Below are 24,408 nucleotides of genomic sequence, written 5' to 3'. Positions count from 1 at the left end.
GAACTCCTACGCGGAAGCCCCGTAGTGTTCCCAGCCCATGCCGTCCAGGGAACGGCCGTCCATCACGACCGCCGCGCCGGTCACCGCATTGTGGCGGCGCTCGGCACCGTAGAGTTCGGCGCTCAGACCTCGCTCCGGGGCGTCCGCAACGCAGGTGCCCAGGGGCACAAACTCTTCGGGCACCTCACCGGGGAAGGTCGCCAGCAGGCCGTGGTCCTCTCCGCCAACCAGCACGAAGGTGCGCGCCAGGGATGCGGGGCTCTCCCCCGCCTCGTTGCGCTCACCAATCGCCAGCAGCAGGCGCGCCAACGGTAGTAGCGGCTCGGCGAACGCATCCACGACGGCACGGTCGAGACGCATCTGCACCCCGGAGGCGGCGGCAAGTCGCCCGGCGTCCTTGACGAGCCCGTCGGAAAGATCCAGCATAGAGCTTGCCTGATGCTGGCGCGCCACCTCACCGGCGGGGATGAGGCTGACCGGGTGGTGCTGCGACGCGACGGCGCGCTCGCAGACCGCAATCATGTGCGCGGCATCTTCCGGGGTGAGGGTGCGGACAAGCTCGATGAGCCCCTCGGGAAGAGCAACAGCCGATCCCTCGCCCTGCTTTTCAATCTGCTTCTGAGCCCACGCCTGTCCCACCGCATCCAGCGCCGCTTCGACTTCCTGGCCTGCGGCGATGGCACGCAACAGTGCCGTGGCGGGCAGGGAGAGCCGGTTGAGCAGCAGGCGCAGACCGGCATCAGACCACGCGGTACGTCCCGCCAGGGCGATAGTGTCGCCGGGGCGTGCGCCGGAGCGCAGCACGGCGCGATTCGTGTAGCCGAGGGCTGTGACAGTCACAGACATTTCGGTGGAGTCGCCAATATCGCCACCGCCAATCACACATCCGGTGGCTCCGCAGACGTTGATTCCGTCCACAATGCCGTGGGCGAAGCCGTCAATCCAGCCGTAAGGAGTGCTACCAGGCAAGCTCAAGGAGATGAAGAGGCTCACCGGGCGTGCACCCATGGCGGCAACGTCGGCAAGGTTCTGGGTCGCGGCTTTGCGCCCCACATCGTAACCGCTGCTGCGGGCAGGTTCCAGAATGAACTCACCGGCCTCACCCACCCGTGCAATACCGCCGGGCCACAGGTTCATGAAGTCCTGGTTCTCAACGAGAGTGTCGGTGGTGACCACGGTACGCTGACCGGGCGCGGGTGCGGCGAGGACGGCACAGTCGTCACCGGGACCCACATCAAGGGGTTCAAAGTGCCCCGCCTGGCGTGCCGTAGCGGCGACCTGCTCGTTGTGGGCGTTGATAATCGGCATGAAAGCGCGCAGAACGCGGGACTCTCCTAGCTTTGAGAGAGGTGTCTCTCGCATGGGGTTGTCCCGCGTTTCGCTAAAAGTCTGAGGATTCACATCCTCTATTATCGCGTATTCTTACGCGTTATGTTCGCCTTATGCTCCGCGGCTAAAGTAGCGGATTGCCAGAGCAATCAGCACCAGAGCGATGAGCGAGAAGAGAATCAGCGGTGCAATGCCGGAAAGTCCGGAATCATCCGCGTCCGCATTTTTCACGGTCTGCTCCTGGGCGGCGTTCGCGCCGTCAGCCTTTGCAACGCTCTTTGCGGAGCGGCTGGCGCTATCCGAGGCGGAGGAGCTGGGCGACTTCGAAGCCGATGCCGAGTTTGAGGAGTTCGAGGGGCTTGCCATCTGGGAGCGGTCCTCACCGGTCTTATTGCGCGAGAGGTATTCAGCAACCCAGTCTGCCGCACCAGGGATGGAGTCATTCGAGCCGTTATTGGCTGCGATTCGTCCGAGGGTGGTGCCCCCAGAGCGCAACGGATCATTCTCGTCGTTACCAAGCCTGCCATTCGGTGCCTTGGTACTCGATGAAGAACTTGAAAATCCCGAAGAGGATCTTGAAGCTTCAGAGGAGTCGCCCGGTCGCGGAATCTCAATGGAGATAATGACATCTTCCCCAGAGATTTTCTGACGGTTGTTGGGGGTGGTCACTGGGTTGTTCGCCGGAGGAATCGGAGCAACAGGTTCGGTCTCAATCGGGGTAACCGATTTGGAGTCCGAGCTGTCCTTGTTATCCTCTACCGGAGCTACGGGAGCTACCGGAATCACGGGGATGACCGCATCCTTGGTCGGCTCGTTAGTCGGCTCCTGCTTAGCTTCCTTGGAGGGCTCCTGAGTCGGATCCTGAACCGGGGCCGGAACGACCGGAACCTGAGAAGGATCCTGGGTGGGTGCCTCAGTCGGTTCCTGAGTCGGCTCGGGAGTAGGTTCAGGAGTGGGCTCTACCGTAGGCTCAGGAGTCGGATCCTGAGTAGGCTCAGGAGTTGCATCCTTGGTGGGTTCTGCGGTGGGCTCCACAGTAGGCGCTACGGTCGGCTCCGGAGTGGGAGCAACAGTAGGTTCTGCCGTCGGCTGGACCGTAGGATCCGCAGTCGGAGCTACAGTCGGCTCAACCGTCGGAGTTGCGGTAGGAGCAACACTCGGTTCGGCACTTGCGCTAGGAGCTACAGTCGGCGTAGCGGTAGGCTCAGCGGTCGCATCCTTAGAAGCCTCTACGCTAGGACTCGCAGAAGCGGAAGGCTCGGCAGTGGGCTGCGCGGTAGCGTTCGGGGTAGGAGTCGCATCCGGGCTGGGCGTAGCACTCGCGGAAGGCTCGGCGCTAGCGGTGGGCTGAGCGCTCGAAGAAGCGCTAGGCTGAGCGATGGGCTCTGCCTGCGCGTTGTCAGTCTTATTGTCCCCCTGAGCGGTGGGCCATGCGCTCACGGTTGCGAGCGTGGGTACTGCCGTCTGAGAGGAAGATGCCGCGTTAGCGGTGGGGTCTAGGGCTTGTTCTGCGGCGTCAACAGGGTTTGACGGAAGCTGTGACGCCGCCTCCTGCACACCTTGAGCAAATAAGGCTACGTATGGACTTCCGGAAGCAACCAGTGCTGTCGCCAGACTCGCAGAGACCACCTTACGGTTTCGTTTTCCCAAAGGTTGTCCTTGACTTTCTAATACATTGTGAGTGAATAGATATCCGGTCATTAGGTGAACCGGAGATGCCTTCATCTATTCTACCGAATCAGCTTTTTCTTCATTACCCATTTTAGCGCTTTCCTAGCGAGCTTTGAGATTCACCAAGTGCAAGAACCATCTATCGAATCTTTTCATTATCCAGAAGCATCATTTTATGCACTTGTGAGCAGAATTCCATTTCTCCTTATCAGTGCCGCTTTAGAACTTACGCTCCCCCATTCGAGTAGCTCCAAGGTGGGTATAAGTGATTTTTTCATGAATTAAAACAAACGATTCTCATCAGCATATATGCTGGAAATACGTACCAATTCACCGCTTTCCTCGGCAACCGACTTGCCAGCCGCGCAAGAAAACCCCGGTACAGACTCTCAAGAATCCGCACCGAGGCGCCTTGCGGCAGGGGCGTTCCCCCACCGTTAAATATTCATATGCTAAGCGTCACCTAAAGAACTTAGTCCGCTCGTTAAGCACTCTCTAAAACTAGCGCAGACCCAGGGGGCGTTCCATCGCCAGGGTCAGCAGCTCGCTAATCAAATCAGTGTAAGAGATACCGGTGTTCTCCCACATGGTCTTGTACATCGAAATCGGGGTGAAGCCGGGCATGGTGTTCACCTCGTTGATGACCAGGCGGCCGTCCTCAGTGTAGAAGAAGTCCGCACGAGACAGACCCTCACCATCCAGCGCCAGGAACGCCTTCACGGCCAGCTCACGCAGGCGCTCCTGCACATCCTGCGGCAGGTTTGCCGGGCACACGGTCACAGCGGAAGACTCAGAAACGTACTTCGCCTCGAAGTCGTAGAAGCCGTGGTCCTGGTCCACAACCTCAATCTCGCCGGGGTAGGATGCGCGGGGCATCTCGCCGTGGTGGCCATCGAGCACAGCGCACTCGATTTCGCGGCCCACAATACCTGCCTCAATAATGATCTTCGGGTCGTGGCGGCGTGCCTCTTCAATCGCGGGCACGAGCTCCTCCACCGAATCCACCTTGGTAATACCGAAGGAAGAACCTGCGCGAGTCGGCTTCACGAACAGGGGGAAGCCCAGCTTCAGCACGCGCTCCAGAATCTGCTCGCGGTCCTCGTGCTCCCACTCGCGGTTGGTGACAACCTCGTAGGGGCCGACCTCCAGGCCAGCGGACTCGAAAGCAACCTTCATGAAGTGCTTATCCATGCCCACAGCGGATGCGGTCACACCGCAACCCACATAGTGCAGGTCAGCCATTTCCAGTAGACCCTGCACGGTGCCGTCCTCACCGAAGGGGCCGTGTAGCAGCGGGAACACAACGTCCACCGGTGCGGTGCGGGTAACGATACCCTCAGCATCCACCAGGGTCAAGCGGGAATCACCAGTACCCATCGGCAGGAACACCTGCTGGGTACCCTCGGGGAACTCTGCGGTACCGCGAGTGCCAGCGGTCAGCTCGGCAAGCTGCTGCTCATCGGTCAGGTACCAGCGGCCGTCACGGGTAATGCCGATAGTGATGACCTCGTAGGCGGTGCGGTCGATGGCACCCAGCACGCCAGCGGCGGTAATGAGCGAAATGGGGTGCTCGGAGGAGCGGCCACCGCACAGCAGGGCGACGGTCTTCTTCTCGGTCATATATTTCTCCTAGTCAATGTTCCCCTACCCTCAGGTCCGGAAGGTAGAACGGCAATGCGTCAATAATCCTAACGCATGAATACCGTCGCGGTCACTAATGCGTTTCTCGCGCACCGGTCTTCCGCAACGGTATCAGTCCTCGGATGTCTACGTTCATTCTTCTTCTAGCATGTCCTGGCACACACCATTAATCAAGTGGTTACCAGCACACCAGAAAGCTTCAAAACCTAGTGGCTCTCATGCTTGAGGCGGCGACCCAGCAGCTGAGGCGCCAACTCCTCAATGCCAATACGGCCCGAAAGCACAGCCACCACAGCCTCAACAATGGGCATCTCCACGCCGTGACGACGAGCCAACTCAGCCACCACCGGCGCCGACTTAATCGACTCAGCGGTCTGGCTCATGTGCTCGTGCAGGCGGTCAGGGGTAATACCCTGAGCCAGCAGACGGCCCGCCGTGTGGTTACGAGACAGCGGCGAAGAGCAGGTCGCAATCAAGTCGCCCATACCGGCAAGACCGCTCATCGTCGCAGCCTCGCCGCCCAACGCCACCGCCAGGCGGGTAATCTCCGCCAGACCGCGAGTCATGATGGACGCCTTCGAGTTATCGCCGTAATTGCGGCCCTCGCAAATACCCACACAAAGCGCAATCACGTTCTTCACCAGGCCGCCAATTTCGGTACCCACCACATCCGTGTTGGTGTACGGGCGGAAGTACGCGCACGCAATCGCGTGAGCAACAGACTCAGCCACCGGCAGGGTACGAGCCGCAACCACGGAGGCGGTAGGCTCCTCCCCCATGATTTCCTTCGCCAGGTTCGGGCCCGAGAGCACGCACACGCGGTGCGGAATATGGCCGATCGCGCGCAGATCAGCACCACGCAGAGCCAAGGACTCTTCCAGCTCCTCGGTAATGACCTGCGACATGCGCTGACCCGTGCCGGTCTCCAGGCCCTTCGCCAAAGAAACCAGCATGGCGTTCGGCTCAATATAGCGGGCGAAGCTCTGCAACTGCGAACGCAGAACCTGCGCGGGCAAGGCAAGAACCACAATATCGGCGCCGGTCAGCGCCGCGGGGGCATCCGCCGTGAAGTGCATGTTATCCGGCAGCTTCATTCCCGGAAAATAGCGGGCATTCTCGCGGGTGTGCTCGCACTCAGCCATCACCTGCTCATCACGACCGATGAGGGTCACGCGAGTGTCCTCACCACGCTCACGGGCAGCATCCGCCGCGATCTTAGCGAAAGCGGTGCCCCAGCTACCGGCGCCGAGCACCGCAATAGACTGTACGGTTGCCGGAGGGGTAAATTCAGGGCTTGCTGCGGGGGTGCGTCTAAAGAAGGTCACGAAAACACCAGCCTCTCTTCCTTGTGAGGTCCTTGGGTGAGCTACCGCTAGGTGCCCGATCGGACACCTATCGGTAGCTCTCATATGATTCCCAGCTGGGATGCTACTTTTCGTCCGGTTCACCGAGTGCGCCACCGACCGGACCCGAAGGGGCTCCGGGGGCTTCACGACGCTTAGCGCGCGGATTCCAACGACCCTCGGGGGCCTTCTCGCCGCGGATTTTCTCCAGCTCGGCGGTAATAGCATCCAGCATGGCGTCGGTGACCACGCCCAGTTCGGTGCGGGTGTGCTTAGCATCCGGGCTGGCATCCTCAACGAGGGAGGCAATATCCAATGCCTTGCCAACCTTCACGCGGACGGTCTTGCGCGGGAACAGCGAAATCTTACGCTTCTCCTTAATGCGGCCGTCCTCGCCGAGCTCATCCACGTAACCGAGAATCTGCTCGTCCCCCCAGTGCGCCACCGGGAAGACGGGCGCGCCGGTCGCAAGAGCCAGACGAGCCGCACCGGTACGCGCCTGCATGGGCCACAGCTGCGGATCGTGGGTGGTGGTGCCCTCCGGGAAAATCACGACAGCACCGCCAGCCTCAACAATCTTGCGGGCGGTGATCAGGGACTTACGCGCATCCACCGAACCACGAACCACGGGAATATGCGCGAGCTTACGCATAATGTAGCCGAACACGGGAGCGCGGAACAGCGAATCCTTCGCCAAGAAGCGCGGCAGGGCGCCCTCAACGAAAGCAGGGAAAGCCACGGTCACCGGGTCAAGCTCGGTGGTGTGGTTAGCCACGATAATGTACCCGCCGCTCTTAGGCAGGTTCTCACGGCCGGTAATCTCAACGCGCGCGATGAGCTTGTACAGCCCGCGCGCAGCGTTACCGAGCACCTTGTACAGAGCATCACCGGAGGCGGTGGGCTCAATCTCAGGCAGAGCCTGCTTTCCCTGCTGTCCGCTCATTAACCCTGAACCTCGACTTCCTCGGGCTCAACAACGACGATTGCAGCATCAGGCTTGGGAGCCTTCGACGCCTTGCGTGCCAGCACCTCAAAGTTGGCACCCAGGCCCTTGAGCTTCTCCTCGAAGTTCTCGTAGCCGCGAGCGATCAGCTCAACACCGCTCACGTGAGAGGTGCCCTTAGCAGCCAGCGCAGCAATGATGTGGGAGAAGCCGCCGCGCAGATCCGGAACCTCAATATCAGCGCCGGTCAGCGGGGTGGGGCCAGAAATAATAGCGGAGTGGCCGTAGCCCTTACCCTCAAAACGGCAGGGTGCTCCGCCCACGCAATCGCGCATAACAACGATATCTGCGCCCATCTGCTTCAGGGCGTTGGTGAAGCCGAAACGCTCCTCGTACACGGTCTCGTGCAGGATGGACGCGCCCTTAGCCTGGGTCAGCGCCACCACGAGGGGCTGCTGCCAGTCGGTCATGAAGCCGGGGTGCACGTTGGTCTCAAAAACGATGGGCTTCAGCTCTGCACCGGGGATACGCTGAGCCGGGTGGGTGAAGCGAATACCATCAGCGGTCACCTCGTACAGGCCGCCCATCTTGCGGAACTGGTTCAGGAACGCAGTCATATCCTTCTGAGCTGCACCGCGAACGAAAATGTCGCCGCCGGTAGCCAGAGCCGCGGAAGCCCAAGAAGCGGACTCGTTACGGTCGGGCAGGGACGCGTGATCGTAACCGGTCAGCTCGTCCACACCCTCAATGACGATGGTGCGGTCCTCATTGATGAAGATGATTGCGCCCATCTTCTGCAGAACAGCGATCAGGTCAATAATTTCGGGCTCAATCGCAGCGTTGCGCAGGACGGTCTTACCCTTAGCGCGCACACCGGTGAGCAGAACCTGCTCGGTAGCGCCCACGGAGGGGTAGTTCAGCACAATCTCTGCACCCTTCAGGCCCTCTTCGGGAACAATCAGGGTGGTGCCGGTTTCGTCGTCCTTCTCAACGACTGCGCCGAACTTGCGCAGTGCAGACATGTGGTAGTCGATGGGGCGGTCACCGATCTTGCAACCACCCAGGTTAGGGATGCGTGCGGTACCGAGGGTGTGCAGCAACGGGCCCACCATCAGAATCGGGATGCGGGAATTACCACCGAAGAGCTGAATCTCCTCTGCGTTCTTTGCAGCGGTGGTTGCATCCTGTGCGGGGTTGAGGGTCAGAACACCAGCTTCGCGGTCGTAGTCAACCTTTGCGCCGTGCAGCTCCACGAGGGTGGTAACGATTTCGACATCGCTCAGGTCAGGGACGTTACGCAGGGTCGAGGGGGTCGAACCGTGCAGTGCTGCGACCATCGCCTTGGGCACCAGGTTCTTGGCGCCTCGAACGTGGACCTCACCAACGAGCGGAGTGCCACCTTCAATGCGAAGCTTGCTGATGTTCTCAGTCATTAAAAATCCTTTGTGGAGTCGGCTGGTTTAGGCCGAACTTTAACTTTAACAGTGTGCTGATGCGCCGTGTTCTCATACGTGCCGCACCCTGTCGGTAGCAGGGTGAAACGGGCGCATATATTCATCATTATTCTAAGCCCTGTGTAAAGGTGCTCCAAACAACGAAGAAGCTTCGGAAAGGCCGACCAGGATTTTGCTCTGCCGTGTATATGAAAAACCGACCTGAACCCTTCAGATTCAGCGCCGAAAAACAAAAAGATACACCAATATTCACACTAATGCAAACATTTTTTGGATTCTTCACCAAAATTAGATGTTAGTTTCATTTTTTAACATCCGAATTTGCACTTGAGGGCAATATCTCCCCTACAATAGAGTGCACACTCGTGCCCAGTGAACGACACCTCCGCTCTCTAGGAGGAGCCAATCAGCTCTACACTGCAGCACTGGCGCCAACACCGCCTTTGTAACCACGCAGTATAGAGCCCCACGGGAAGGCACGGGGCGTGCATTCACTGCATAAAGCTTTGCGATGGTGCCCAACCAAAACGGTTTAGCTTCCTGATTCACTTCAACTTCAAAAAATTCATCTCAACATCACCGTTAAATATTCGAAAGTCAATTAGAAACCAGGGCACATCGCAACCAACCACAGGTCACTTCGCGGCTGCATCCGCGAACTACCGGAGGGCCCAATATGACACATCACAACACTGCATCAGCCATTTCACGCCGTCGCCTCGTACAGGGTGCGGCATGGAGTACCCCCGTTATCCTCTCCAGCGCCACCGTCCCTGCATGGGCGGCAAGCGGCGAGCTCACCTGTTCCCTCGCCCTCACCCTCAAGCCGACCGCAACCGGCTTCGACGACAAAGCTGGTGCATACACCGAATGGCTCGTTCCTGAAGGCGTTGGTCGAGTACGATTCGACCTCATGGGAGGTGCCGGCGGTGCCGCATCTTCCTTCACCCCCAGCTACCTGATCAATGTCACGAACGCATGCCTGGCTGGCGGCGGTGCCGGCGCACATCTCAGCGGCGTTCTGACGGTCAAGTCCGGAGATATCCTTCGCGTCTGGGCGGGTAACGGCGGCGTCGGCTCCAGGGCCGGCGCGCAGCCCGCATTCGGCGGCGAAGGCTACGCAGCCGGTGGTGACTCCACCGGTTCCAGCACCGCAACCGGCAGCGCGCAGGTAGTGGGCACCAGTAGCGGCTACGTCTACGGCGCTTCCGGCGGCGGCTCCTCCGCTGTGGAGCTGGTCCGTGACGGTGCAATCACCGTCGTGGCTGTTGCGGGTGCAGGTGGCGGCGGCGCCCAACTGGGCACCCTCACCACCCACCAGCACGTCTTCAACGCACAGCCCAAGGATCAGCTGAACCCGGCACTGCGCGTGGCACTGGACGGCCGTGACGTATCCACCACTGCAGGCGGCAGCGCAGGCGGTGACTTGGGCACCGATAACACCGGTCAGGGCGGCATGCTCATGGCGAGCCCCTACCAGGATTTTAAGCCCCTGGAAGAGGAGGACAAGCCCTTAGATATGCGTTTCATGGTCACCGGCGGTACCGCTGGTCGCTCCGGCGCACCCGGCACCCTCGGTGAGGCACTGGCCGGCATCCTCGATGAGAACAACGAGCTGAACCTCCAGCCAATGTCCGACCCCTGGTTCGAATCGTACAGCTTCCCGCGCTACTACCTCTACGGGGGTGACTCCGTGCATGAGGGCGAAAAGGGTACCGGCGGTGCGGACGCAACCGGATCCTACCGCGGTAAGGGCGGCTCGGGCGGCCTGCTCTCCCACACCCACGGCAGGCTCTCCCTCGCTTCCGTAGCATCCGGTGGTGGCGCCGGCTACGGCGGCGGCGGCGCAGGTCTGAACATCTGGACTATCGGCGCGTACTACGAGAGCGTTTTCGGCCGTCAGATGCAGTTCGAAAGCGAAGGCAACATCTACTCGATCAGCTCCCTGAGCAGTGGCGGCGGTGCAGGGGGTAGCTACATTAACCACGAGGTGGTTTCTGACTTCGCTCTTGCCACCGCGCAGAACGCGAACCCGACCGCAGGTGTGCGCTCCCCCGGTTCGGCGGCATTGTACAGCTGTACCGAGAACGCAACCTTGGAAACCCCTATCACTGAGGGCGACTAAGCTCTAGGCATTGAATAAATACGCCTCCCCGGAAGCTGATGCTCCGGGAAGGCCCTTTTATCTGCGTGCCAAGATTTTGGCTACAGACAAGCTTGAAGGCGGCGGCTGATTCAGTCGCCGCCTTCAAGCTTTATACCTCTAGGTTTTAGAGCTCTCGGCTTAGAGTTCCTGAGTGCGGGGCATCCAGGAGGGGCGCTTCGCCTCGTACGCCTCAATAGCCTCGAGGTTCTGCAGGGTCAGACCGATATCGTCCAGGCCCTCCATGAGGCGCCAACGCACGTAGTCGTCAATTTCGAAGGGAACAACCAGCGCGCCGACGGTCACGGTCTTGGACTCCAGGTCAACGGTGATTTCGGTGCCGGGCTCGTGCTCCAGCGCCTTCCAGATCAGCTCGATATCGTCCTGTGCAACCTGTGCGGTGACCAGGCCCTGCTTACCGGAGTTGCCGCGGAAAATATCGGCAAAACGAGCAGAGATAACGACCTTGAAACCGTAGTCGCGCAGCGCCCACACGGCGTGCTCACGGGAAGAACCGGTACCGAAGTCCGGGCCCGCGACCAGCACGCTACCGTGCTTGTAGGGCTCCTGGTTCAGGATGAATTCGGGGTCCTTACGCCAGTTAGCGAAGAGGGCGTCGTCGAAGCCGGTCTTGGTCACTCGCTTGAGGTAGACGGCGGGGATGATCTGGTCGGTGTCAACATTCGAAGAACGCAGCGGCACGCCAATGCCGGTGTGCTTAATAATGGGTTCCATAATGGCTCCTTAGCTATAGCGGCGTGCTAGGCCACGACGTCGGACGGGGCGGACAGGGTACCGCGCACAGCGGTTGCGGCGGCAACCACCGGGGAGACCAGGTGGGTGCGGCCACCCTTGCCCTGGCGGCCCTCAAAGTTACGGTTCGAGGTGGAGGCGCAACGCTCACCGGGTGCCAGCTGGTCGGGGTTCATGCCCAGGCACATGGAGCAGCCGGCGAAGCGCCAGTCGGCACCGAACTCCTTGAAGACCTTGTCCAGGCCTTCTGCTTCTGCCTGCGCGCGGACCTTCTGGGAGCCGGGCACGACCATCATGCGTACGTTCTCGGCGATGGCGCGGCCACGCACGATGTCCGCCGCGGCGCGCAGGTCCTCGATGCGGGAGTTGGTGCAGGAGCCCAGGAAGACGACGTCCACGGGGATTTCCTTCATGGGGGTGCCCGCATCCAAGCCCATGTATTCGAGGGCGCGTTCTGCTGCGACCTTGTCGTTCTCGTCCTCGAAGTCATCCGGGGAGGGAACGGCGTGGCTCAGCGGAATACCCTGACCGGGGTTGGTGCCCCAGGTGACGAAGGGTTCGAGCTCGTCAGCGTTGATGAAGATTTCCTTGTCGAAGACGGCGCCTTCGTCGGTGGGAAGGGTCTTCCAGTACTCGACTGCCTTGTCCCACTCTTCACCCTTGGGCGCGTGCTGGCGACCCTTGATGTACTCGAAGGTGATCTCGTCGGGGGCGACCATGCCGGCGCGTGCGCCCGCCTCGATGGACATGTTGCACATGGTCATGCGGCCCTCCATGGAGAGGGAGCGGATTGCGGAACCGCGGTATTCGAGCACGTAGCCCTGACCGCCGCCGGTACCAATCTGCGCGATGACAGCGAGGATGATGTCCTTTGCGGTCACGCCGGGCTTGAGGGTGCCTTCAACGTTGATTGCCATGGTCTTGAAGCGTGCCAGGGGCAGGGTCTGGGTTGCCATGACGTGCTCCACCTCGGAGGTGCCGATACCGAACGCGAGAGCGCCGAACGCACCGTGGGTGGAGGTGTGGGAGTCACCGCAGACGATGGTCATGCCGGGCATGGTCAGACCCAGCTGCGGGCCGACCACGTGCACGATGCCCTGTTCCTCGTCACCGAGGGAGTGGATGCGCACGCCGAATTCCTTGGCGTTGCGGCGCAGGGTCTCGATCTGGGTACGGCTGGTCAGGTCGGCGATGGTGCCGAAGATGTTGTCGGTGGGGGTGTTGTGATCCTCGGTGGCGATGGTCAGGTCGAGGCGGCGCAGGGGGCGGTTCTCGATGCGCAGGCCTTCGAATGCCTGGGGGGAGGTCACTTCGTGCAGTAGCTGCAGGTCGATGTAGAGCAGGTCGGGCTTGCCGTTTTCACCGGGGACGACGACGTGTGCGTCCCAGACTTTTTCTGCCAGGGTGCGCGGACGGGTGCCCGCGGTGGTTGCGTTCTGTTCGCTAGTCATGCTTTCTCCTGCTTGATGCGTTCCTACGGTGGATGCGTTCGGTGTGGTGCGTACCGCAAGTTTGCAGAGTTGAGGGGCGGATTATGTACCCTATGGGACCCTCAAATCGGCATTTCCCTGCGGCGTGTCGCATATTTTTTCACAGATTCTTAGCCTGTGAGACGGCCTAGAAACACCCCGAACTAGCGAGTGTTTTTATGTGGGTTTACTCTATGACTCCAGGGTAATTTTGCGGGATTGCACGCATTTTCCTACGGCTTTTTCGCACATTTTCACCCGTAAACCCACATAAACACTTATTATGAAAAATTCATAATTTATCCCGTAGGGGGTGATTCTATCTTCAGCTCTGCACCCCAAAGAGTCCACGAAGTCCGGGGTATCTTTCATATTCTGAGATAGAATATAAGAATGACTCCTTCCGCCTCACGTTTTAACGCACACGGAATGCGTCACCCCAACGCATCCACACACCACAACGCACCGATTGTCGATCCCGTCAAGCCGCCCGAACACATGGCCGCCGACGAGCAGATGGTAGAGGTACACTCCCACGGCTCCTCCGGCGTTGGCGTACTCGACAAGGCGACCCTCATCCTTGACTGCCTCGAGGCAGGCCCGGTATCCCTGGGCGACCTCGTCAAGGCAACCGGTCTGGCACGCCCCACCGCGCACCGCCTCGCCGTGGCGCTGGCTCACCACCGCCTCGTAGCCCGCGACGTGCAGGGACGCTTCATGCTCGGACCCCGCCTGACCGAACTCGCATCTGCCACCATTTCCGATGAGCTCATCACCGTGGCAGACCCGATTCTGCAGAAGCTCAGCCTCGAAGCTGACGAGTCCACCCAGCTGTACCGCCGCCAGGGCGACTGGCGTGTATGCGCGGCAACCGCGGCACGCCCCTCCGGCATGCACGAATCCATCCCGGTCGGTACCCAGCTGTCCATGCAGGCTGGTTCCGCCGCCCAGGTTCTACTGGCTTGGGAAGACCAGAACCGCATTGTTGAAGGCCTGCGCGACGCCCACTTCAGCGCCGCCATGCTCGCGGCTGTGCGCCGCATCGGTTGGGCGCAGTCCGTGGGTGAGCGCGAGCGCGGTACCGCCTCGGTGTCCGCTCCGGTGCGCGCTCCCGGTGGCAAGGTGATTGCGGCTGTGTCCATCTCGGGTCCGATGGATCGTATGACCCGCCAGCCGAACCGCAACTACCCTGAGCTGGTCGTCAAGGCTGCTCAGGCGATTACTGACGGTTTGCGTGAGCTCTCTGCCTCTCACTCGGCATCGGATGCTGAGGAAAGTTAAGGCTCTGTTATAGATAGTTTTAATGACAAGAATCCCTCCCCGCCTCGATTGAGGTGGGGAGGGATTCTTTTGTGCGCTCTCAGCCTGATGCGGCTTCTCAGATACTAGTTCGCTAAATGTCCAGCGCCTTGCGGTAGGAGGTGAGGCGCTTAGCTTCCAGCTGTACCGGGGCGACCACGCAGGACTGCACCGCCTTCTCCACGCCGGTCTGCAGGCGACCCCGCAGCTTACGTGAGTAGTAGCGTGAGCCCATGGCGGTAAGTAGCCTGCCCACACCCGCCGAGGCGATACCAAGCAGGATACCCAGCAGCAGAAGCAGGGTTGGCAGGGGCACCGGGGAGCCTTCGGGGGTCGGGGCGGGCGGCAGTTGAATCTGCAGGTACGCCATGCCGGAGATGAGGGTCAGCCAGCCGACGCCTACCAGGGCGCTCAGTAGCGCGATCCACTGCAGGGCATTGAAGATGACCCAGGGGGCGCGGATGCGGCCCAGACCGTAGTCGATGCGCACCATATCGCGTTCGAGCAGTTCGGGAAGCTCCGCCTCGCGGGAGAGGGCGGCTTCCTTCATGCTGCGCTTCCACGGTTCGTCGATGCGGGCCGCCATCTGCTTGCTGTATTGGCGCACGGCGTTTGCCATGCGTGCCTTCTGCGCGGCGCTCAGCGGAGGTAGTGAGGATGCCACCAGCTCGGGTGCGTTCTCGCTATCGGAACCGAGCATACCCGCGGACTTCTCAGCCTTAGACATGCTCTTCGTTTCCTCTTGCTGCCCCAGGTGTAGGCGGCGCAGGGGGTCAGCTTTCAGGCGGCTCATCCAGCGGGTTAGGATCCAGCCGGTGTGCTGACCCGCGGCGCGACGGTAGGAGGCGGTTGCCGCCTGCAAAACCTGCTCTGCCTGGCTGGAGGTGTAGCATGCCTTCACGAGCTTCTGTTCCGCTTCGAGGGCGTAGGCTCCGGCGAGCACGGTCCCTTCTCCCCCGGCGTAGGTGCGCAGTTGGGAGGCGGTGGCGTGCAGCTGCGCGTCGGTTCGCTGCAGGGACAGGCTCTTGGCGGCGGCTACCTGGGCGAGCAGGTCGCGGAGCACGTCCACGCCCTCACCGGTTCGTGCGGAGACGGCGATGGGTGCGGCGAGCAGGTGCGCTTCGGTGCCCTCAGCCTGGAGCAGACGGGTGAGGGATGCGAGCACGGCGGGCACCTCGGCGGGTGCGAGTTTATCCGCCTGGTTGAGCACGCAGAGTGCCTGCGCGCCGGAGGCGGCAAGCGGCACCATGAAGTCGCGGTGGATGACGGCGTCGGCGTATTTTTGGGGGTCGACAACCCAGACGAGTACGTCCACGTAGCGCATCATGCGGGCGGCGAGGTCGCGGTTGGCGGTGGTGACAGAGTCGAAGTCGGGCATGTCCAGCAGGATGAGGCCGCCGGTGCGGGTGCGCATTTCGCCGCGTCCACCGACGGCTCGGCGGATGCGGTTGAAGAGTCCGGGCGCCGGTTCGGTGACGGTATTGGGTGCAGCCACTCCCCCGGTTGCCTTATTACCCTCGGTTGCCTCTCCTTCGGCGGCGAGCGCCTGAGTTTGCGGGTAGACGCGCTTGTCGATACCGAGCCAGTCAAGTAGCTCTTCGCTGCCTTCTGCTTCCCAGATTGCCGCCTGCACGGTGGAGGTGGTCGGGCGTGTGGGCGCGGAGAGGGCAATGTTCTGCCCGGCGATGGCGTTGAAGAGCGTGGATTTGCCGCTGCCGGTCGCGCCGAAGAAGCCGATGACGGTGTGTTCGGTGGAGAGTTCGCGGCGCTGGCTGAGGCGTTCGAGGGTTTCGGCGGCGTCGAGCAGCACAGTTTCGGGGACTCGTCCTTCACCGTAGCTGATGGCGTCCTTCAGGGATGCGACGGAGCGCGCGAAGGGCGAGGTTGCCACGGCGGGGGTGGCGCCTCGCTCGGTATGGCGCTCAGCGGCTTTGTTCTCGAGTGTGTTCTCGAGTTTCTTCTCGGGAGTAGTCATAGTGCGTTTTTCTTCGTCTGTGGTGCGGGGGTGCCTGTCCGGAGTGGTTTAGCGGGCAACCGTGCCGTTAGTGTGGGCTGCGGCTTGGCGCTGTGTGGTTTGACTCTGGGCGCTCATTTCTGCGGCGATTGCCTGCACCTGCTCGGCGGCGCGGTGAATGTCCTCGGCGTCAGCCTGCGGGTCGGTTTCTTCCAGTACGGCGGTGAAGGGCTGAGCGTGCTCGGTGAGCAGATCCGCCATGCGTTCGAGCAGGTCGGTGCGGGCGCGGGTTGCCATGCGGCGCACCGCGTCTTCACCGAAGATGGACTCGAGCAGCTTGGTGCCGACCACGCCGCTACCGCCGGCAATACCCGCCTCAATACCGGTGATGCCGCCGGTGAGGCTGAACGCGGCGACCATGAGCATCACGGCGGCGGCGTTCACGCCCAAGGAGAAGAAGCGGGCACGTTTGCGCTTGTCGGCACCTTCTTCGCGGATCATTTCGAGGACGGAACCCTGCCAGAGGCGAATCTGCTCGGCAACGGCTGCGGAGAAGATGTCCTCGGCGGACTGCACTTCACTCTTCGCCTCGTCACCCTTCGCTTTGTTGCCCTTCGCCTCACCGTTTATGCCTGCGTTCTGTTCGGGTGCGGCGGAGGCAGTCTGCGGCGCAACAGAAACAGCCTGCGGCGCATCAAGGCGCGCCAGCAGGGAGCGTCCGGCGCGGCTGGCACGCCAGCGGGTGCGGGTGTTTTCGGAGGCACGGGCGGCTGCATCCAGCACGACGGCGTGGATGCCGCTTTCGAGGGCGTCTTCTACCTTCTGGGCGGCGGCCGGCTGGCCTCGCAGGGCAGAGCCGACGCGGTCGCGCAGGCGGCCGATGGTGCTGTCGAGGGAGCGGAAGAAGTCGCCGGTTCCTACGAAGTCGTGCCAGCGCGAGAGCACTTCGCCGCGTAGCAGCGAGCCGTCGGAGAGCGCGCCGTCGATGGTGGTCAGCGCGTCTTCGTATTCTTCGGCGGCGATGGTGGCAAGCGACTGGTGTGCTGCCTGCTGGCGTGCCTGTTCGGCGGCGAGCACCTGCAGGTTCCCGGCGAGGGTTTCGACGGCACCGGCGAGGGTCTGCCGGGCGATGGCGGCGCGGGCGGGTGCGTCGGCGCCGAGTTCGCGAATCCACAGGGTCAGCGGGGCGAGGCTGACGGGGGCGAGCATGCCGCTTTCGTCACGCGGCTGTTCGGTGACGGTGTGAATCAGTACGGCGTGGATTCCGGCTTCGTTGAGCATGCGTCGCAGGTCGTTTTCGATGGCTTCTTCGTCGCCTTCGGGCACGCGGTTGAGCACCACAGCGATGGCGATGGAGCGTGCGGCTGCTTCGTGGAGCAGTTCCCAGGGCACGGCGTCGGCGTAGCGGTTGGCGGTGGTGACGAAGAGCCACAGGTCTGCGGCGGAGAGCAGTTCCTTGGCGAGGGTGCGGTTTTCCTCGGAGACGGAGTCGATATCGGGTGCGTCGATGAGTGCGATGCCCTGCGGTAGCGCCGAGGTAGTAATAGGAATGAGGGCGCGCGCAATCTTCGGGTCGAGGCCGGGTAGTGCCTGCGATCCGGCGTTCATGCCGGAGGTGCGGGTGCGCGGCAGGGTGGGCAGGAAGCGTTCGGGTGATAGCGCCGCTTCGTCTTCTGCGCGGTGCAGGAGTACGGGGTGGCGGGTGGTGGGTCGAATCGCGCCGGACTGGGTGAGCGGTTCGCCGAGCAGGGTGTTGACGAGGGTGGATTTGCCGGCGCCGGTGGAGCCTCCGACCACGATGGTGAGGGGGTTGTCGACGCTGGCGCTGCGCGGCAGGATGTAGTCATCGAGTTGGCGTGCCATGGCGGCGAGTAGGGTGCGCGCGGTGGCGGTGCCGTGCTCGGCGGTGCCGTCGTGGGCGACGGTGTAGGGGGTGCCGGGGGTTTCGTCGGCTTCTACGTCGAGCGGAAGGGGGATTCGAGTGAGCAGTTCGCGAGCTGCTTTGAGCTGCGCATAGTCGGTGGTAGTCACAGCGCTATTGTCCCATAGGGTGCACCTGCTTCATGCCATGTGTGGGCGTTGCGGTGGGCGCGTTACGGCTACGGGTTGTTTGGGGGCTCATATTGAGGTGTTTTTGATAGGTGTTTGGACAACCTGAAGAGGTTGAGATACTACTTGCACACATGGTGCAACAACTCCAATTTATGATTTATTCACAAGAAGAACAGGTGAGAAAATCCTTGATTTTCCGCGGGAAATCAGCACATTTCAATGCGGTTATCCGGAACACATTGGTACGTTTTACAACCCGCATAAAACGGGCAAATATTAAGATTTGATAACTTTTTACCTTTAAGCGCAGATATGGTTATTTTGAACCTGAAAGTACGCTTAGAATCGTTGAGCACGACAACCAGGCAGGTCATAATCCACACCGAACCCCCAGGAGGTTTCTAACCTGCCCTTTCTATCGCATCCGCACTCACCGCGGTATGCCACACCCATCGGGAACGCTCACCGATCCCTCACACAGCTGCAATCAAGAGTTACTGCCATTGAGGTTCACTGCATCCGAGCTACCCGTTACTGCCTGCCCGTCTTTACTCTTGCGAAAGGTTGCGTATGTTCGGTTCGCTGTCACGTCGCCATCTTCTTGCTCTTTCTTCCGGAGCAGCGTTGAGTGCACTCACAAGCGCCTGCAGTCCCAGCGCAGTTTCTCGCCCTCAACCACTCGCTAACCCTTCCCCTGCTAAGGCTGATTCTCAGAGCCCCCAGACCAAATCTGCAACCACCACGCGTAGCATTACGCACACCGAGCCCCTGCCCGCATCGGCTCTGGATGGTCGCGGACCGGCTCTTCTGCCGGATCAGTTCTTTGAGCGTTCCGGGAATTTCTCGAACGGCACCCTGATCCATCGAGCCGTCAATGTCCCCCGCCCCACCATGCCCCCGGAAGCTAAAGAGCGCACCGTCGAGGGCCTGCACGCCTTCCTGCAGTACTGGGGTGCGGCGCAGAACTATATGCTCCTCACCGGCGATACCGATCCTTTCATGGGTCTGCCCGGCCAGGAGCACTTTAGTCAGATGGCGCAGATGTACCGCGATATCTACCGCTACAACATCGGCTGGCTGGTCTCTAAGAACAACCACCCCATGTGCATTAACCTGAGCTCCCCGCAGCCGGTGCCCGCTACCGAGCAGGACGTCTACTGCTGGAAGGCAACCCTGAAGGTGGACGAGAACGCGTTCCTGTTCAACCATGAGACCCGTCAGCGTGAGCAGCTCACCGGTATCTACGGCAGCAATCAGAAGGCGGATGCTTACGTCTACTTTGGTGAAGAGGGCTGGCAGATGCTTGAGGACCCCAAGAGCTCCCCGAGCGCTACCGCCACCCCTGCGGCTAACCCTGAACCCTCCACGAATACTCCAAGTGCACACCCGACCCCTCACGCGAGCAGCCCCTCGAAGGCGACTCGTTATATTCGAGGCTCAGCCTAAAGCTTCTTTACATCCGTGCCTCAAAGAACCCGTCATATTGGGTGATATGAGGCACGGATGAGGGCTTTTATTTTGTGTGCCACGCGTGAAATCTATAGGCTAGGGGTTAGATGAGGTCCGCCCATTTTCGCCTCAATACGCATCTACCCGCCCTGCGGGTGACTGCTTCGCGCCCTCCTGTAGGGGGCGTGATGTTAGGCTGAGAATTGGAGCGTGAGCTCTTCACTTATCACCGATACTTCCGCATCACAGCACATTCAAGGGGATCGCTATGATTCACAGCCGCCGCCACTTTATTGCGCTTACGGGCACCGCCGCCCTGGGTGCGATGCTTGCCGCTTGCGGTTCCAAAAAGACTGAGGAGGCGACTGCCTCCCCCACTGCTTCCGCTTCGATTGCGGGTGCCTACGACAACCTGTCGGGCGAGCTGAAGTGGACCAAGTATGTTGCGGGCAACGGTGCAGCCCCGATGAGTAGCACCGACCCGGAAACCGGTCAGGTGTACACGATTGAGCCGACCGCCGGCCCGGCAAGCGTTGATTCTAAGGCGAGTGCCGTGCCCTTCCCGATTGAGGATGAGAGCATGTACGACAAGAACGCCCGCGGTCTGCGCGCCACTTTCGCGTATTTTGCGGCGGCGGTGAACTATGCCCGCATGACCGGTGACCCCGGTCCTGCTCTGCAGGTGGTTCAGGCTCAGAACTCTACCAACCGTGCGGCGCTGGAGAAGCTGCGTGTGTTCTACGCGACCGGCACGAACTGGCTGGTGGGCGGCGAGTGGACGTTCCGTCTGACCGATAAGCAGCCGACGACCCGCGGCACTAAGTATGCGTGGGCGTGCACCGTAACTCAGGCGCACGGTATGCAGGTTGAGAAGGCGACTAATACGACCAAGCCTCTGGAAGACACTGAGGCACAGGAGATTAAGGCTCTCTACGCTGAGTACGATGAGGAGGCGAAACGCTGGGTCGTCATCTCGCCTCAGCAGTACGATCCCGCGTTGACCCCGAAGCCGACGCAGACTCCGCGTGCGCATCCTTCCTCGACCTATACCCCGACGGTGACTGATGACAGCACCGTGGCGGCTAATGCTGGCGCGAACGCCGGTGCGAATACTTCGGGTAACGGCGCGGCTCAGGGCACTGCTCAGAATGGTGCCGCGCAGAACGGTGGTGCGCAGGCTCCTGCCGCCCAGAACGGTTCCCGTCAGTACACTGGATCCCAGAATGGTGGTGTCGGTCAGGATTCTGCTGGTCAGGGTGGCGCGGTTCAGGCTCCTCAGCCTGCCGCTACCCAGGCGCCTGCGGCTCCCGCGCAGACTGTGGCGACTCAGCCTGCCGCTACGACGGCTCAGCCGAGTGTAGCTCCCGGTGCTCCTGAGCCCGGTGCCGCTCAGAATGGTGCCGCCGGTGCAGATGCTGCTCCCGCCGGGGGCGCCCAGTAGCCCCTCCCCTATAGACAATCCCTATAAACAACCCCTATAGACGTTGAACGCGTCCTCTCCTTCACTGTGCCCTGTACCCCCTCGGTGTACTGGTGCCGCTGCTTGCGGTAAGTTCGCTGATGGGCGGCATATCACGCTCGTTTGAGCGCTGGTACGCACGGGTGTGAAGGCGGGGGCGCGTTATACTTAGGACTGTCTCTAGAGGGATGTCCGCGTGTGATATCCGCTCGTCGAGGCGCACTCTCACTCGTCTCTCACCTGAGATTCTCACTCGAAAGGTACTCCGTGGCGCTTTTCCCCATGACCTCCGGGCTTCCCAGTTCCACTACCGGCATCAGCCGCCGTACTGCTCTGCGTTACGCGGGTGCGGGCGTTGCGGGCGTGTCTTTGAGCGCCCTACTGGTTGCGTGCGGTGGTTCTTCTTCCACCAGTGAAAACGCTGATGCGGATACCCCTCAGATTTCCCCTTCGGCTTCTTCGCGTACTGATTTTAGCGGCGAGGTCACCTTCGACAACTATGAGAAGAAGGGTACTTTCGTTCCGGCGACCGAGTCTGCGCCCGCTCAGAACGTGCCGTTCCCTAAGCGCCCGGCGAGCGCTTCGGAGAACTCGGTGCAGGGTCTGTACGATTCGATTGCGTTCGTGTATGCGGCGATTAACTACCTGGTGCTGACCGGTGATGCGGCTCCGCTGCGTGAGTCGAAGGCTGATGAGAAGTTCGTTGCGTCGTTCTCCTCGTTTATGGATGAGTCGAATGAGAGCTCGCAGAATCGTGACTGGTTTGTGTCGCCGAAGGTGACCATGTCTGCGTTCACTGCGGTTCCTGCGCTGGTGAAGAAGAGCGTGCAGTGGACCTTTGACTTGGTGATTGATTTGGGTCCGACCGTGGTGATTGACGGTGCTCCTGCGGAGATGTCTGAGAAGGTGCGCCGTACTGAGCGCGGTCTGGTGATTACCGGTGTGCGCCACGATAATGACTGGACTTTGACTATTCAGGATGAGTACGAGGCTCAGGCATCGGCTCAGCCGCAGAATGGCGGCGCTAATGGTGGTGCCAGCGGTGGTGCCGCTAACGATGGTAATGCTGGCAATTCCGGTAACTCCGGTAATGGCGGCAATTCTAATGGTGACAACCTTTAAGCCCTCAGATGGATGAGGCATCATGCCCTAACTCGCACTCGGGTTAGGGCATGATCTGTTTTACTCTGGTAGTAACGAGCTTTCCTGGATTCAAGGTTTTTCTCTTATGTCTTCTTTTTCTCAGTCTTCTTTCTCTCGCCGCTCCCTGTTGCGCCTGGGTGTGGGCGTTTCTGCTGTTGCCGGTTCTGCGGCGCTGTTGAGCGCTTGCGGTTCGGGCGGATCTAGCCAGCAGTCGGGTTCTCAGGGTGGTAGCCTGAACGGTTCGAAGTCGAGTGCTAACCCGAACGGGTACAGCGATGATGGTCAGAACTATTCGGGTCTGGTGGAGTACACCCACTATGAGAGTGCGGTGAATTATGAGCAGGGCACGGTGGATCATCCGCCGCGTAATGCTCCGAAGCCGAAGGTGACTGATGCTCTGTCGGCGAATACGGTGACGGGTTTTCATGAGGCGATTGCTTATTTTGCGGCGGCTATGGATTATCTGGTGAAGACCGGTAGCACGGATGCGTTCTCGACCGGTATTCAGCTGTCGTCGAAGACTCGCTCGGAGGTGGATGCTCTGTCGGCTTCTATTCTTGCGGGTGTGGAGAAGGGTTCCTGGTATGTGAACCCGTCGGCTTCCTATGCTCTGGCAAGCGCTCAGCCGTCCATTATGAGTGATGGCAATCTACTGTTTAAGGGCAAGTACACTCTGGACTTCGGTGCGGAGGCGGTGGCTGAGGGCAAGATCCAGCCGGTGGTCGCCTCCGCGAGTACTTCTGCTGAGCCTACTGAGCCTTCTGAGGATGCGCTGGTGTCTGATGCGGCGTCCCCGAGTGCTTCTGCTACTGCAGCGGGTCCGGCTTCTCAGGTGACGGTTCAGGAGTGTGATTTCCGCGGCCGCTACCACGCTGATTCTAAGATGTGGGAGCTGAGCATGGCGTACGGTGCCACTGTTCAGGGCGGTGTTCCCTCCGCGAGCGCGACAGCATCTGGTTCGGCTTCTGCGCCCTCTTCTGCCGCCGCTTCTGCTGAGGCGTCCGCTACCTCCGCGGCGTCATAGTTCGTCATAACGCTTTTATCTGTGAGGCGCTTCTCACGCTTCGTCCACTCGACTCTGTATCCTGTTGGGTTTGCGGCTAAACTGGTTGCAATCACCGACTGACTGAAAGGTATCACTATGTCCGAGAACCTGACCCGCCGCGCGGCGCTGGGTGTACTGGGCGTCAGCTCCATGGCTTTGCTGGCGGCTTGTGGCTCTAAGGCTACTTCTGAGGCGTCTGCTTCCGCTTCTGGCTCTGAGAGCGCTTCTACTGCAGCTTCTGAGTCTGCTACCGCCTCGTCCTCTACTTCTGCATCGGCGTCTGCTTCCTCGTCCGCTTCTGCGTCGGCTTCGGCTACTGCGACGAACTCTCCGCTGCCTAACGACAATAAGGATTACAGCGGCGTAGCGAAGCTGGAGAAGATGGAGGATCACGGCGAGTACCAGCCGGGTAACGCTGAGCACCCGCCGCAGAACGTACCGTCCCCGATTGTTCCGGAGGCTATGCACCAGAACTCGGTGGCTGGCTTTGCGGCGGCTCTGGCGTACTTCGGTGCGGCATTTGAGTACCTGCTGCGTACCGGCGATATGCACTACATGAACGAGGTCAGCACCGACCAGGAGACCCTGGCGGCGATGAAGAAGTACGCGGACTCCACCAAGGCAGGTATTGATGAGAAGAAGACCTGGTACGTGAACCCGACCGCTACTTTGACCATTGGCACCAAGCAGCCGGTTCTGGCGCAGGGTGCGTACAACTGGACCGTGACTCTGAACGTGGACCTGGGTGAGAAGCTGTTCAAGGACGGCAAGGAGCAGACCGTGGCGGCTGATAAGCGTCAGGTGAAGATGTTCGGTGAGGCTGTTGGCCGCTACCTGAACAACAAGTGGGACCTTCACATGGACATCAACTAGTCCTCTGAGACTGGTTTTCTCCCCCGCTTTTGCGTCTTTTCCATCTCAGGATGCAGTTTTTTACTGTTTTTCCATTGATGGCAATAAAATTTGTGGCTCCAGCTTGCGGTGAACGGAGTTCATCACTACTCTTATATACAGGGGTTGTCTTTTGGGCTACATAATGTTTCTAGAGAGCGCCGCACATTCATCGTCCTTTGTCGAGAAAGGGTTTGTGCGGCGCTTTTCTGTACCCTCTTTCTGAACCTCGTTCCTTGAGGTTTTTCTCTGGCATTATTACGAACTGTGACAGCAGGCTTACCCCCGCGTCCTGTGCGTAGTAGAGTTGCCACGTAACCGATTATTCATTGCGGAGACCCCGTCGCGGCTGGCCTCCCCCCCCCCCCCC

At 60.7% G+C, this 24,408-nt stretch carries 17 protein-coding genes; 7 read left to right on the top strand and 10 right to left on the bottom strand.

Features of this window, described 5'->3' with window-relative positions:
* Positions 1 to 6: 6 nt before the first annotated feature.
* From HMPREF2779_RS07975 to murA, 6 genes are all read right to left on the bottom strand, one after another.
* Complete coding sequence (locus HMPREF2779_RS07975; protein WP_070686593.1) at positions 7 to 1,362, bottom strand: thiamine-phosphate kinase; 1,356 nt, start codon at positions 1,360 to 1,362, stop codon at positions 7 to 9.
* 78 nt (positions 1,363 to 1,440) lie between these two features.
* Positions 1,441 to 2,769 carry a PT domain-containing protein gene (locus HMPREF2779_RS07970; RefSeq protein ID WP_233992322.1) on the bottom strand — a complete coding sequence of 443 codons (1,329 nt, stop codon included), beginning with the start codon at positions 2,767 to 2,769 and terminating at the stop codon, positions 1,441 to 1,443.
* A 732-nt stretch (positions 2,770 to 3,501) separates the two neighbouring features.
* The gene (locus tag HMPREF2779_RS07965; protein WP_070686598.1) at positions 3,502 to 4,620 is read right to left on the bottom strand and encodes a D-alanine--D-alanine ligase family protein; all 1,119 of its coding nucleotides are present in this window, start codon (positions 4,618 to 4,620) and stop codon (positions 3,502 to 3,504) included.
* A 227-nt stretch (positions 4,621 to 4,847) separates the two neighbouring features.
* Positions 4,848 to 5,966 carry an NAD(P)H-dependent glycerol-3-phosphate dehydrogenase gene (locus HMPREF2779_RS07960; protein WP_070686600.1) on the bottom strand — a complete coding sequence of 373 codons (1,119 nt, stop codon included), beginning with the start codon at positions 5,964 to 5,966 and terminating at the stop codon, positions 4,848 to 4,850.
* 103 nt (positions 5,967 to 6,069) lie between these two features.
* On the bottom strand, positions 6,070 to 6,927 hold the full coding sequence (locus HMPREF2779_RS07955) for a lysophospholipid acyltransferase family protein (RefSeq protein ID WP_105361248.1): 858 nt from the start codon (positions 6,925 to 6,927) through the stop codon (positions 6,070 to 6,072).
* Entirely contained in the window at positions 6,927 to 8,360 is a 1,434-nt protein-coding gene (gene murA / locus HMPREF2779_RS07950; RefSeq protein WP_070686604.1) for a UDP-N-acetylglucosamine 1-carboxyvinyltransferase, read from the bottom strand. Before murA ends, HMPREF2779_RS07955 begins: the two co-directional genes overlap by 1 nt.
* A 697-nt stretch (positions 8,361 to 9,057) precedes the next feature.
* Here murA and HMPREF2779_RS07945 point away from each other — a divergent pair.
* On the top strand, positions 9,058 to 10,506 hold the full coding sequence (locus HMPREF2779_RS07945; RefSeq protein ID WP_070686606.1) for a transcriptional initiation protein Tat: 1,449 nt from the start codon (positions 9,058 to 9,060) through the stop codon (positions 10,504 to 10,506).
* Between the two features lie 159 nt (positions 10,507 to 10,665).
* Here the strand turns inward: HMPREF2779_RS07945 and leuD are convergent, their stop codons facing one another.
* Both leuD and leuC read right to left on the bottom strand, forming a co-directional pair.
* Positions 10,666 to 11,259 carry a 3-isopropylmalate dehydratase small subunit gene (gene leuD / locus HMPREF2779_RS07940; protein WP_005505627.1) on the bottom strand — a complete coding sequence of 198 codons (594 nt, stop codon included), beginning with the start codon at positions 11,257 to 11,259 and terminating at the stop codon, positions 10,666 to 10,668.
* 26 nt (positions 11,260 to 11,285) lie between these two features.
* Complete coding sequence (leuC, locus tag HMPREF2779_RS07935) at positions 11,286 to 12,728, bottom strand: 3-isopropylmalate dehydratase large subunit (RefSeq protein ID WP_070686608.1); 1,443 nt, start codon at positions 12,726 to 12,728, stop codon at positions 11,286 to 11,288.
* 411 nt (positions 12,729 to 13,139) lie between these two features.
* On the opposite strand from leuC, the gene HMPREF2779_RS07930 reads away from it, so the two are divergent.
* Positions 13,140 to 14,027: an IclR family transcriptional regulator gene (locus HMPREF2779_RS07930; protein WP_369825422.1), complete on the top strand. Its 888-nt coding sequence runs from the start codon at positions 13,140 to 13,142 to the stop codon at positions 14,025 to 14,027.
* Between the two features lie 112 nt (positions 14,028 to 14,139).
* Here the strand turns inward: HMPREF2779_RS07930 and HMPREF2779_RS07925 are convergent, their stop codons facing one another.
* Positions 14,140 to 16,020 (bottom strand): GTPase, encoded by a 1,881-nt coding sequence (locus HMPREF2779_RS07925; RefSeq protein WP_105361246.1) that lies wholly within the window; start codon positions 16,018 to 16,020, stop codon positions 14,140 to 14,142.
* Between the two features lie 48 nt (positions 16,021 to 16,068).
* Positions 16,069 to 18,030 carry a dynamin family protein gene (locus HMPREF2779_RS07920; protein WP_105361245.1) on the bottom strand — a complete coding sequence of 654 codons (1,962 nt, stop codon included), beginning with the start codon at positions 18,028 to 18,030 and terminating at the stop codon, positions 16,069 to 16,071.
* A gap of 645 nt (positions 18,031 to 18,675) precedes the next feature.
* Here HMPREF2779_RS07920 and HMPREF2779_RS07915 point away from each other — a divergent pair.
* From HMPREF2779_RS07915 to HMPREF2779_RS07895, 5 genes are all read left to right on the top strand, one after another.
* Positions 18,676 to 19,497, top strand: coding sequence for a DUF6318 family protein (locus tag HMPREF2779_RS07915; protein ID WP_233992321.1), 822 nt, complete (start codon positions 18,676 to 18,678; stop codon positions 19,495 to 19,497).
* Positions 19,498 to 19,768: 271 nt separating this feature from the next.
* On the top strand, positions 19,769 to 20,941 hold the full coding sequence (locus HMPREF2779_RS07910; protein WP_105361243.1) for a DUF6318 family protein: 1,173 nt from the start codon (positions 19,769 to 19,771) through the stop codon (positions 20,939 to 20,941).
* A gap of 285 nt (positions 20,942 to 21,226) precedes the next feature.
* Positions 21,227 to 22,081: a DUF6318 family protein gene (locus HMPREF2779_RS07905; RefSeq protein WP_105361242.1), complete on the top strand. Its 855-nt coding sequence runs from the start codon at positions 21,227 to 21,229 to the stop codon at positions 22,079 to 22,081.
* Between the two features lie 106 nt (positions 22,082 to 22,187).
* The gene (locus HMPREF2779_RS07900; protein WP_105361241.1) at positions 22,188 to 23,126 is read left to right on the top strand and encodes a DUF6318 family protein; all 939 of its coding nucleotides are present in this window, start codon (positions 22,188 to 22,190) and stop codon (positions 23,124 to 23,126) included.
* 117 nt (positions 23,127 to 23,243) lie between these two features.
* On the top strand, positions 23,244 to 24,020 hold the full coding sequence (locus HMPREF2779_RS07895; RefSeq protein WP_070686619.1) for a DUF6318 family protein: 777 nt from the start codon (positions 23,244 to 23,246) through the stop codon (positions 24,018 to 24,020).
* Positions 24,021 to 24,408 lie beyond the last annotated feature (388 nt).

Origin of the sequence: Rothia sp. HMSC069C03, assembly GCF_001811075.1 — a bacterium.
GTDB lineage: Bacteria > Actinomycetota > Actinomycetes > Actinomycetales > Micrococcaceae > Rothia > Rothia mucilaginosa.
The sequence above is the reverse complement of the archived record's forward strand: the minus strand, read 5'-3'. Positions and strand labels throughout refer to the sequence as shown.